Consider the following 11,552-nt stretch of genomic DNA (forward strand, 5'->3'; position numbering starts at 1 on the left):
TTTGCGCTTTCCGGTCGTTTACCGGGAACGAAAATTGTTACCGCGCTTTCTGTTATTACTGACTCAGTAACGCCTTCACATCCAGCAAAATAAACTCGTTATCGTCCGCCACGTTGGGTTCGCGGCTGGAAGAGAACGGGAAGTTATTATCGTTCCCCACGATGATATGACTGCCATCCACCACGTCGACATTCTCGATAGTGAAGAACGGGAAGGTCAGGACACCGTTATTCAGCGGTTTACGCGCCAGCTTCTGTGGGTCCTGAATGTTCAGCAAATCGATATACGCCAGTTTTTCGACCGGTTTGCCGACGTTGTCGTCGGAAAACGCTATTTTGTAGACCCGTTTGAATTTGGCGATCTGGCTGAAGCAGTTATCCGTCGGTGCGCCTGCCGCACAGGCTTTATTGGCGGTGCCTTCACCATTATCACGTTCGATCACCAGCCCGTGGGTGGCATCGATCATATTGAAATCACCGATAGCATTCTGGTTATCTTCCAATACGTACTGCCAGCTGCGTCCAGTCCATGCCTGCTGTTTGACATCAAACTCCAGCACCCGCAGGTAGCGTTTGCCCGCCACGTTCTCAAACTGTTCGCCGTCCCACAGCGCCCCTTCCAGCAGGGGATACAGCTTGCTGCCATCCGGTGATACCGCCATTCCTTCAAAGCCCTTGGAACGCGCAACCTGGAAGTTCTGCTTGCCGTCCGGCGCACCTGGCAGCGTCAGCGTCGGGTTATCCGGCGATTTCACTACCTTGCCGTCAACTTGGGTATCAAATACCGCCAGCACCTTGCCGTTCAGATCCGCTTTAACCAGGTAAGGGCCAAATTCATCGCCGATCCAGAGGGCATCGTCGGCAAACTGGAAGCTTTCCGGGTCGAAATCGCTGCCGGTCAGGTAACGTTTGTCGGTGCTTTCATTGACGATATGGAACGGGACCTTTTTATCGGGATCGTGCAGGAACAGCGTTTTTAGCGGCGTTACCGTACCTTGCTTGAAGTCGATACGGTAATGGTTGAGATACAGCATGGCGTCCGGCGAGTTGGCTTTGCTGCCAAAGCCGTTATCGGTCAGCACCCAGTAGGTGCCATCCGGCATGTGTTTGATACCGGAGTGCCCCTGCAACGGCTGGCCATTGATGGGTAGCCCGATGCCGGTCAGCCGATCCGCAGATTTCCCCGCTACGCTTCCCAGTTCGGTGATGCGTTTGCCACTGGTGTATTTACCGCTCTGTTGCAGATCGGTTGGTGCATCCTGGGGGGCCGTGACGCTGGACTTCACCGGTAATACGGCGTGCCCGGCCAGCACGGCGGGAACCTCCTGAGCCTGCGCCCATAGCGTGGTGCTGAATGCCAAGCAACTGGTCAGCAGTGCCAGGCGGGATGGTAAATTATGCATATTATGAATTCCCTGGTGATGGTTTTGCCCAAAGGTAAAAAGCAACGCCACTATAGGGAGCCGTAATGACAGAAATATTATGTGCCGCAACTCTGCCTATAGCTGCAGCAATAGGGTCTGGGCGCCACGTCATGCAGCCTCATCCCGTCCGTTGCTGCCATCATGATGGCCGTTTTTGACCTTCTTTCAGACTGATTACTGGCTCAGTATGGTCTTATACCAAATTGAGGAGGGCCGAAAATGTCACGTAGCGCGCTATTGATCATCGATGTTCAACAATCTTTTCAACACCGCCCGTTCTGGCAGGAAGACGATCTGCCTGCGTTTCAACAGGCTCTTACTCGCCTGATCGCGGGTTGCCAGCAGCAAGGGGTGCCGCTGGTCGACGTGTTCCACATCTCGCCTGAAGGGCCGTTCTCTTTAGCGTCCGGCTATGTGAAACACCTGCCGTTTCTGAGCCATCAGGCCGACATTACGTTCCACAAACAGGTACATAACGCGCTGACCGAATCTGGCCTGGATGCCTGGTTACGTGAACGCCAGATCGACCATCTGATCATCAGCGGTATTCGCACTGAGCAATGCTGTGAAACCACCACCCGCGTCGCCTCGGATCTGGGCTATAAAGTGACGTTTGTGACCGAAGCCACGCTCACTTTCCCGATGCATCACCCGGACGGCAGCCTCTTTACCCCCGAGCAGCTAAAGCGGCATACTGAAACCGTGCTGGTCGACCGCTTTGCCACCATTGCCAGCGTCGATGAAGCATTGACGCAACTTTCACAGGAATAATCATGCCCAAGGCCGTTTACTTTCTGATGCTCCCCAACGTGCTGTTACTGGATGTCAGCGGCCCGGCAGAGGTACTGCGGCTTGCCGGGCTGTTCCAACAGCACTATGTCAGCCCGGTGCCACAAATTACCTGTTCCATCGGCATGACCATCGGCCAACTGGCTCCCTTACCGCAACAGTGGAACGAAGGGGATATTCTGGTGATACCGGGTGTAGCGGACTCAACGCATTATTTTGCTACCGAGGAGGCAGCTCAGGCTCTAGCTTGGCTCCGTACGTTGAGTCCGGCTTTGGCCCAACGGCAGGTTGACCTGGTATGCGTCTGTTCCGGCGCACTGTTGGCCGCCCAGGCAGGATTGCTCGATGACTATCATTGCACCACCCACCACGCCGTAATCGACCGTCTGCGCCAGCAGGCACCAGCCGCGCTGGTGAAGGAAAACCGGATTTTTGTTGAGGATCGCGGCGTGTTTACCAGCGCGGGTATCACCGCCGGTATCGATCTGGCCCTGCACCTGGTCAATCAACACTGCGGTGCTGACCGCGCGCTAGAGGTTGCCCGTGAGATGGTGGTTTATTTCCGCCGCTCCGGCGACGATCCGCAGCTTTCCCCATGGTTACGCTATCGCAATCATCTGCATCCTGCCGTGCACCGGGCGCAGGATGTGATGGCCGCCGAGCCTGAGGCCGAGTGGTCGGTCCCCCTGGTGGCAGAGAAAGCCCACGTCAGCAGCCGCCATCTGGCCCGGCTGTTCCGTCTGCATATTGGCCTCAGCGTACGGGAATATCATGAACAACTGCGGCTGGCGGTCGCACAGCAACGGCTGCAACAGGGCTACGGTCTGGAAAAAGCCGCGCTGACCGCAGGTTTCTCCTCTGGTCGCCAACTGCGGCGGGCGCAGCAGCGCTGGCAGGCTTAAGACACCAGCCGCCGGGTATCCACTTGCTGTAACCCCATCGACAACAGCAGGCTCACGCCAAGTGCCACGCCAAACACCCAGAAGATATCCAGCAGCGGATAGGCCGGAAACTCCCAGTGGCGGTTACGCATCAGGTTGATGATCAGGGCGTGAAAACCGTAGATCGTCAGCGAATGACGGGAGATCACGCCTAACCAGCCTATCGGGTTCGGCAGGCAGTTCTTGCACCACACCAGCAACGAGACCGCCGCCACAAACACCAAGGGGCCGGTGTACATATAAAAGGTATCGGCGAAGCTGCCGTTGATAAACATCTGGCTTTTGGTGCCGCGGATAATCAGTACCACGCTCGCGACAAAACCCAGTACCGCCAGCAGGCTCACGCTGCGCCGTTGGGTGGCCATCATGCCAAGCGCCCGTCCAGCCAGGGCATACAGCAGGTAATAGAAGGTATCACCATAGATATACAGGTTCACCGGCAGCAGGTGCACATTATCCAGGGTCATCTTGCTGGTATTGGGGTTGGCGATAATCGCCAGAATGACAATCACCCCGGCCAGATAGCGGCTAGAAACCGGTTTGACGCTGATCAGCGGTGAGAGCAGATAGACCACCGCAATGGCGTAAAAGAACCATAGGTGATAAAACACCGGCTTTTGCAGGATGGCATGCAACGAGGGCCAAAAGCCGATGCGGGTAAAGCAGGCAATATAAATCAAGGCTATGGCGCTGTAGAACAAAATACAGCAGATAATGCGGATAAAGTGTTTTTGGTTGGCGCTGCGCTCACCAAAAAACAGAAAGCCGGAAATCATAAAGAACAGCGGTACCGAAACCCGTGAAAGCGAGTTCAAGACATTAGCCATATCCCAGTTATGTTCACCCACTGCCATACCGTTGGTGACGTAGTAGGTGGTAGCGTGGATCATCACCACCATCATGCACGCCAGCGCACGCAAATTATCTATCCAACCAATTTTATTGCTCATTGCTGCCCGTCAGTTGCCTATAATTCTGTCATATACCCTATGGATTTCGAGCTGCAGCTAGGCGCCCAGCTATCTCATCCCCAGGAGCTTACTTTAGTAAGTGACTGGGGTGAGATAGTGCAGGTAACAACGCTGCAGCTTGAAAGACGACGGGTATAGAGAAATGTTAATCAGAGGTTATAGCTCAGGGGGGCGCAGCACAACGCTTAAACGCAATATTAAGAATGTGCGTAAACATCACCTTATGATTGCCAAGGTGAACAATTGGCGGCAAAATAGCCGCCATAACTCGCTCAGTTTGCGCATCCCCGCCCTGGCAGTTCCTTATTTCTTCTTTACTATCAGTAAAATAAAAATGAAAACAGCATTACCCCCTGCGGCACTTTTGGGCCGACAGGCGCTTTTATTCCCACTTTGTCTGGTACTGTTCGAATTCGCGACCTATATCGCCAACGATATGATCCAGCCCGGTATGCTGGCGGTCGTGGCCGATTTCAACGCCGGTGTGGAGTGGGTTCCTACCTCAATGACCGCCTATCTGGCTGGCGGCATTTTCTTACAGTGGTTACTTGGCCCGCTGTCGGATCGCCGTGGCCGCCGCCCGGTGATGCTGGCCGGGGTGCTGTTCTTTATCGTCACTTGCCTGGCCATTCTGCTGGTCACCAATATCGAACTGTTTATGGTGATGCGTTTCCTTCAGGGGATCGGCCTGTGCTTTATCGGCGCGGTGGGCTATGCCACCATTCAGGAGTCCTTTGAAGAGGCGACATGTATCAAGATCACCGCACTGATGGCTAACGTGGCATTGATCGCCCCGCTGCTAGGGCCGTTGGCCGGGGCAGCCTGGGTTCACATTGCCCCCTGGCAGAGCATGTTTGTGCTGTTTGCCGCCCTGGCCGCGATTGCCTTTGTTGGCCTGTGGAAAGCCATGCCTGAAACCGCCACGCTGCAAGGGGAAGCCTTCTCGGCGGCCAACCTGTGGCGCGACTATCGCCAGGTGCTGGTCAATCGCCGCTTTATCTGTGGTTCATTGGCTATCGGCTTTGCCAGCCTGCCGCTATTGGCATGGATTGCCCAGTCTCCGGTGATCCTGATTAAGGGGGAGTCACTCTCGGCGCTGGACTATGGCCTGTTGCAGATCCCGGTGTTTGGCGCGCTGATCCTCGGCAACCTGACGCTGGCACGCGTCACCAGCAAGTTCAGCATTGAACGCCCGATTAAGCTCGGCGCATGGCCTATGTTGCTGGGCCTGCTTATCGCCGCGCTGGCGACGGTGTTTTCCGCCCACGCCTACCTGTGGATGACCGTCGGGCTGAGCCTTTATGCTTACGGCATTGGCTTGGCGAACGCTGGTTTATACCGCCTGACGCTGTTTTCCAGCAACGTCAGTAAAGGTACCGTCTCGGCCGTAATGGGGGTGTTGAGCATGTCGGTGTTCACCGTGGGGATCGAGCTGGCCAAGGTGGCCTATGTTTGGGGCGGTAACGGGTTATTTAGCCTGTTCAATCTGATCAGCGGTCTGTGCTGGCTGACGCTGGCGGTGCTGTTCCTCAGCAAACACAGTGGTGGCGCCACTCCCGCTATGTAGGGGAGCGCCGCCCCCCCTACGTTTCAAGCCGGTTTAAGTTGGTCCGCCGGGTCAGAACAACCCCATCGGTTTCTCGGAGTAGCTCACCAGCAGGCACTTGGTCTGCTGATAGTGCTCCAACATCATCTTATGAGTTTCCCGCCCGATCCCTGACTGTTTGTAGCCACCGAACGCCGCATGTGCCGGGTAGGCATGGTAGCAGTTGGTCCAGACGCGGCCCGCCTGAATGTTACGCCCCATCTGGTAGGCAATGTTGCCGTTGCGGCTCCACACCCCGGCCCCCAGGCCGAAATCGGTATCATTGGCCAGCGCCAGCGCTTCATCCATGTCCTTGAAGGTGGTCACCGCCAGCACCGGGCCGAAAATCTCTTCCTGGAAGACCCGCATATTGTTCTTGCCGAACAGAACGGTCGGTTCCATGTAGTAGCCCTGTGCCAACCCGCCTTCCAGCGCCTTGCGTCGGCCACCGGTCAGCACCTTCGCCCCTTCCTGCTTGCCGATCTCAATGTAATCGAGGATGGTCTTTATCTGCCCTTCGGAAACCTGCGCCCCCATTTGGGTGCTGGCGTCCAGCGGGTTGCCGCTGCGGATGCTCTCCACCCGTTTGATCGCCCGCTCCATAAAGCGCTCGTAGATCGATTCCTGCACCAACGCCCGGCTCGGGCAGGTACAGACTTCCCCCTGGTTGAAGGCAAACAGCGCAAAACCTTCCAGCGCCTTGTCGAAGAACGAGTCCTCTTTATCCATCACGTCGGCAAAGAAGATGTTGGGTGACTTGCCGCCCAGTTCCAGCGTCACCGGAATGATGTTCTGGGTGGCGTAGCCCATGATTTGGCGGCCCACTTCGGTCGAACCGGTAAAGGCCACTTTGGCGATACGTTTGGAGGTGGCCAGATATTCCCCGATCTCGCCGCCTGCGCCGTTGACCACGTTGATCACCCCTGGCGGCAGGATATCCTGGATCAGTTCCATCAGCGTCAGCACCGACAGCGGCGTCAGCTTGGCCGGTTTCAGCACAATGCAGTTACCCGCAGCCAGCGCCGGAGCCATCTTCCAGCAGGCCATCAGCAGCGGGAAGTTCCACGGGATAATTTGTGCCACCACGCCCAGCGGTTCATGGAAGTGATAGGCCACCGTCTCTGAGTCGATCTCACTGATACCGCCCTCTTGCGCTCGCACACAGGCGGCAAAGTAGCGGAAATGGTCGATAGCCAACGGAACGTCAGCATTAGTAGTTTCGCGGATCGGTTTACCGTTATCCCAGGTTTCTGCCGCCGCCAGCAGATCGATATTCTGCTCCATGCGATCGGCGACCCGGTTGAGCAAGTTGGCACGCGCCTGTACCGACATTTTCCCCCAGGCCCCTTTGGCATCGTGGGCCGCATCCAGCGCCAACTCGATATCCTGGGTGGAGGAGCTGGCCACTTCGCACAGCGTCTGGCCGGTGATCGGCGTCAGGTTGGTGTAATACTCGCCCTGTACCGGCGCCACCCAGGCACCACCGATAAAGTTGTCGTAACGTTTTTTTAGCTTGAGAGGAAACCCGGTGTTTTCCGGCGTGAGGTGACTTGCCGTAGTGGTATTCGCCATTTGTATCTCCTTTTAACGTGGCTGCAACCTTACCGCCCGTAGACGGTAAGCAGGTTCACGGCACCATGGCCGCAGATCCAGTGATCAAACTTAAGAAGCGGTAAACTATCCCTAGCCAGGATAATAGGGGTTTATGAGGAGAAATGGCGAAACAATGCTCAAACGCATGAAGGATGTCACAATTTTTTAAACTGGGAGCAACAGTGCGCCCCCAAACTTTCAACCGCCAAACAGCCCGCGATCCCGCAGCAGGTGCTGATTCCCCTTGCGCCGGGTAAAGCCGCTGCGATCGAAGAATTCCAATACCTGGATCGCCAGCTTGCGGCCAACCCCCAGCCGATCGCGGAAGTCACCGGCATTGGTGCTACCTTGCGTGGCGTCCAGCTCTCGGATCATCGCGGCAAACTGTTCGATACGCTGGCTGAGGTAGTAGCGATCGACCACCACGGCGGTGACGTAGCCAAGCTGTGCCGCCTTGCGCAACGTGGCACGAACGCCGTTTTCCTCTTCGCCCAGCGAGGCGGCCAGATCGCGCACCCACCATGGCTCTTCACCAAACAGCGGCTCAATGCGGCTCCACAGGGCCTGTTGTTCGCCGCTGAACGCCAAACCGTGCTCGGGAAGATGCAGCCAGCCACGCGTATTGCGCAGCAAACCCGCCGCCAGCAGCCGATCGATCATCATAAATACCAACGGCTCATGCAGCGCCGGTAATGCCATACGGCGCAGGCGAGCGCGCCCCAGGCCGAGTTGATCGGCATGTTGCTGATGATATTCGGCCAATACCTGCAACAGACGCTGCTCATGCGCTTGCACGTTGGCCGGGGCCAACGCCATCTCGCCGGAGATCATCAGGGCATAACCGGCCAGCAGTTCCTGTAGGCCGTCATCCGTCAGCTGTCGTGCCCAGGCAAACGCAGCCAAATCCAGTGCGCTCCCCGGCAAACGCAAATCCAGCACCTGCCCATCGCTGGATGCCTGAGCTAACGCTGCCAGCCAGGCCAGATACTCCGGCTGACGCTTACCCCGTTTCGGCGAAGAAAGCCCCAGCACGCGTGCAGCGCCCAGTGTTTGGCGAGCGCTGATATCACGCAACACCAGCCGATCGTTTTCCACCAGCCACAGCGGACGATCGAGGATCAGTTCCGCCAGGTTGTCGGCCAGTAGCGCAATACGCCCGGTGATATGGCTGGCAGCATGATGAATATGTAGCGACTGCCAGTGCTGGATCGGCACATCGGCCTCTATCGCTACCAGAATACGCTCTGCCGCCGCTGGCGGTTGTTGCGCCAACAGCCAGTCGCCGCGCGTTAGCTGGTCTTTGCTGACGTCACCGCTGATATTCAGCGCAATGCGTTGCCCGGCAATCGCCTGTTCTGCCGCCTGATTCTGCGCATGCAAGCCGCGCACCCGCACCGGCACATCTGCACCGGTCAGCCACAGCGTATCGCCTACCGCCACGCTGCCGCCCAGCGCCGTCCCTGTTACCACCAGCCCGGCACCTTTGACGCTGAAGGCGCGATCCACAGCCAGACGAAAACGGCGCGATAGTAAGTGCTCACCGGGTTGCAACGCCAACAAATGCTGGCGCAGCTCATCAATACCTTCCCCCAGTGCCGCCGCTGTGATAAATACCGGCACATCATGCCAGCCCTGCTGCGCCAATGCGGCCAACACCTGGGTTTGCACTTCGGCAACTCGTGCAGGATCCACTCGGTCGGCTTTGGTTAGCGCCACCGTCAACTGCGCTCTGCCACTCAGGCGCAGGATCGCCAGGTGCTCGCGGGTTTGTGCCATGACGCCATCGTCGCAGGCCACCACCAGCAGTGCATGATCGATGCCGCCAATGCCCGCCAGCATATTCGCGAGGAATTTTTCATGGCCGGGAACGTCGATAAACCCCAGCACGCGACCATCTGGCTGTGGCCAATAGGCATAACCAAGATCGATGGTCATGCCACGGCGTTGTTCCTCCGGCAGACGATCGGCATTGATGCCGGTGATCGCCTGTAGCAGGGTCGTTTTGCCGTGGTCGACATGGCCTGCGGTGGCAATAATCATGCGCTCAGCGCCTCAACCAGTGCGCCCTCCTGTTCCAGGCAACGCAGATCGAGCCACAGTTTGCCGTCGTTAATGCGGCCAATGACTGGCTGCGGCAAACCGCGCCATTGCTGGGCCAAACCTTCTAACGTTGCGCCTCTCCCATCAAGTGGAGCAAAGGTCAGAGCGTAGCTCGGCAGGCGATCTACCGGCAACGAACCGCTGCCAATCTGTGACCAACACGGCTCGCTGCACAGCTCGAAGCGGCCAGCAAACCGCGGAGCCAACTGGCTCTGTAAACGTTCGGCTGCTTCCTGCATCTGTTGCTGTGGACGGGTCAGTAAGCGCAAGGTCGGTAAATGTTCTGCCAGCAATTCAGGCTGTTGATACAAGCGCAGCGTGGCTTCCAGCGCCGCCAAGGTGATTTTGCCGACGCGCAGAGCGCGCTTGAGTGGGTGCTGTTGCAGACGGGCAATGAGATCCTTTTTACCGACAATAATCCCGGCCTGCGGCCCGCCCAGCAATTTATCACCGGAGAAGGTCACCAGATCGACACCGGCGGCAATCAGGTGTTGCGGCATTGGTTCGGCTGGCAAACCGTATTGCGCCATGTCGATCAGCGAGCCACTGCCCAAATCGGTCGCCACAGGAATACCCTGTTCGTGGCCCAACACCGCCAGTTCGCTTTCATCGACCGCAGCGGTAAACCCTTGAATGCTGTAATTACTGGTGTGCACCTTCATCAACAGGCCGGTTTGCTCGTTGATGGCGGCACGATAATCTTTCAGATGTGTACGGTTGGTAGTACCGACCTCCACCAGTTGGCAGCCCGCCTGGCGCATGACGTCCGGGATACGGAACGCGCCGCCAATCTCCACCAGTTCGCCGCGCGATACCACTACCTGCTTGCCCGGAGCCACCGCCGCCAGCATCAGCAGCACCGCCGCCGCATTATTGTTGACGATGCAGGCATCTTCCGCCCCGGTGAGTTGGCAGAGTAAACCCGCGATGGCCCGATCGCGATGCCCACGGCCTGCGCCATCCAAATCGTATTCCAACGTCACGGCGCTGCTCATGGCACTGACCACCGCATCCACTGCCGGTTGCGCCAACAGCGCTCGCCCCAGATTGGTGTGTAGCACGGTACCGCTGAGATTGAACACCGGTTGCAATGCCGGGCGCTGCTGCTGCTCCAGGCGGGCATGTAGCGCCTGCGGCCAGTCCTGACACCAGGCGGGCAGCTGTTGCTGCGTCTTGATGGCTTCACGCGCCTGCGTCTGCATCTGGCGCAGCAGTTCGCTGATGAGCGTCTGGCCGTGTTTGGCGACGGCAGGTTCAACGGCAGGATCGCGCAACAGGCGGTCAATGGCAGGTAACTGGCTGTAAAGATGCTGGGATTCAGTGCTCATGGTCACTCGGTTTTCAATGTCCGGTTTCGGCAAACTGGCTTATTGGCGTGCTGAGTCAAACCAGTCAGGTTATTTAACCTGCATGGTATCAATAATTCGCTGTACCAGTGCATGATGTAGATCCAGTGTTTTAGCCGGCGTTAACAGCTGCAATGTGACAACCCGTTTATTGAACACCGTCAACACAATGGTGGAAACCAGTTTTTGCCCGTTGACCGTCTGTTCGGTATCCAGACGATGGAACTTCTGCTTACCGACGGTGAAATTCTCTTCTTTGGTTTTCTTGATGTTCTGATAACGGTCGGACAGCTCGGTAATGATGCTTTGCGTCAGCTCTTTGAGCATCGCATCACTGGTATTGATCTTCATGTCTTCCGGCGGGATCACTTCCGAAGCGACGGTGCGCTGGCGTGATTTGCTGTCGAGGAACAGCTGAATAGTCGATTTATTGTCGTTGATAATCCCGCTCAGCTTGGTCTGATCGCTGAAGCCCGGCGGCAGTTCAAAGGTGATCTTGCCCTTTTGCAACGAGACGTTCAGGCCGGGGGCAGGCTTGGGTTCCTCCACCGGTGGCGCTGGGGCTGGCGTTACGGGTTGTGTCACGACCGGCTTTGGCGCGGGTGCGGGGACTTCCGGTTTTTTGCTGTCCTGGTTATCGCAGGCTACCAGCCCGGTAAGCAGCACGGCCAGCGCCGCGCCTTTGGCAAGGGTCTTCAACATCATCTCTTCCTTTCGCGTTACGCGTCTTGGCGTAACGGTAGCAACTCGCTTCCCGGTTTGCCAGATGTCTAATCCGAAAGTCGCGGCCTACCCCCCTCACCC

Annotated in this window: 9 protein-coding genes; 3 read left to right on the top strand and 6 right to left on the bottom strand. The window is 57.3% G+C overall.

The window, feature by feature from the left end; genetic code table 11:
- Window positions 1-55 precede the first annotated feature (55 nt).
- Complete coding sequence (locus KAJ71_RS07610) at window positions 56-1,402, bottom strand: esterase-like activity of phytase family protein (protein ID WP_248945157.1); 1,347 nt, start codon at window positions 1,400-1,402, stop codon at window positions 56-58.
- 240 nt (window positions 1,403-1,642) lie between these two features.
- On the opposite strand from KAJ71_RS07610, the gene KAJ71_RS07615 reads away from it, so the two are divergent.
- Both KAJ71_RS07615 and KAJ71_RS07620 read left to right on the top strand, forming a co-directional pair.
- A complete protein-coding gene (locus KAJ71_RS07615) occupies window positions 1,643-2,194 on the top strand; it encodes a cysteine hydrolase family protein (RefSeq protein WP_248945158.1) in 552 nt (183 codons plus the stop codon).
- Window positions 2,195-2,196: 2 nt separating this feature from the next.
- Complete coding sequence (locus KAJ71_RS07620) at window positions 2,197-3,114, top strand: GlxA family transcriptional regulator (protein ID WP_248945159.1); 918 nt, start codon at window positions 2,197-2,199, stop codon at window positions 3,112-3,114.
- Here KAJ71_RS07620 and KAJ71_RS07625 read toward each other — a convergent pair.
- Window positions 3,111-4,103 carry an acyltransferase gene (locus KAJ71_RS07625; protein ID WP_248945160.1) on the bottom strand — a complete coding sequence of 331 codons (993 nt, stop codon included), beginning with the start codon at window positions 4,101-4,103 and terminating at the stop codon, window positions 3,111-3,113. The two genes, KAJ71_RS07620 and KAJ71_RS07625, sit on opposite strands and share 4 nt — an antisense overlap.
- Window positions 4,104-4,458: 355 nt before the next feature.
- Between KAJ71_RS07625 and KAJ71_RS07630 the strand changes: the two genes are divergently transcribed.
- Complete coding sequence (locus KAJ71_RS07630; RefSeq protein WP_248945161.1) at window positions 4,459-5,691, top strand: MFS transporter; 1,233 nt, start codon at window positions 4,459-4,461, stop codon at window positions 5,689-5,691.
- A gap of 51 nt (window positions 5,692-5,742) precedes the next feature.
- Here KAJ71_RS07630 and exaC read toward each other — a convergent pair whose 3' ends face one another.
- From exaC to KAJ71_RS07650, 4 genes are all read right to left on the bottom strand, one after another.
- The gene (gene exaC, locus KAJ71_RS07635) at window positions 5,743-7,281 is read right to left on the bottom strand and encodes an acetaldehyde dehydrogenase ExaC (RefSeq protein ID WP_248945162.1); all 1,539 of its coding nucleotides are present in this window, start codon (window positions 7,279-7,281) and stop codon (window positions 5,743-5,745) included.
- A 219-nt stretch (window positions 7,282-7,500) separates the two neighbouring features.
- Window positions 7,501-9,342, bottom strand: coding sequence for a selenocysteine-specific translation elongation factor (gene selB, locus KAJ71_RS07640; RefSeq protein WP_248945163.1), 1,842 nt, complete (start codon window positions 9,340-9,342; stop codon window positions 7,501-7,503).
- Window positions 9,339-10,730 carry an L-seryl-tRNA(Sec) selenium transferase gene (gene selA, locus KAJ71_RS07645; protein WP_248945164.1) on the bottom strand — a complete coding sequence of 464 codons (1,392 nt, stop codon included), beginning with the start codon at window positions 10,728-10,730 and terminating at the stop codon, window positions 9,339-9,341. The genes selB and selA overlap by 4 nt, the downstream gene beginning before the upstream one ends.
- Window positions 10,731-10,799: 69 nt before the next feature.
- A complete protein-coding gene (locus KAJ71_RS07650) occupies window positions 10,800-11,450 on the bottom strand; it encodes a DcrB-related protein (RefSeq protein ID WP_248945165.1) in 651 nt (216 codons plus the stop codon).
- Window positions 11,451-11,552: the final 102 nt, after the last annotated feature.

It is taken from the genome of Serratia silvae (genome assembly GCF_023282985.1).
Classification (GTDB): domain Bacteria; phylum Pseudomonadota; class Gammaproteobacteria; order Enterobacterales; family Enterobacteriaceae; genus Chania; species Chania silvae.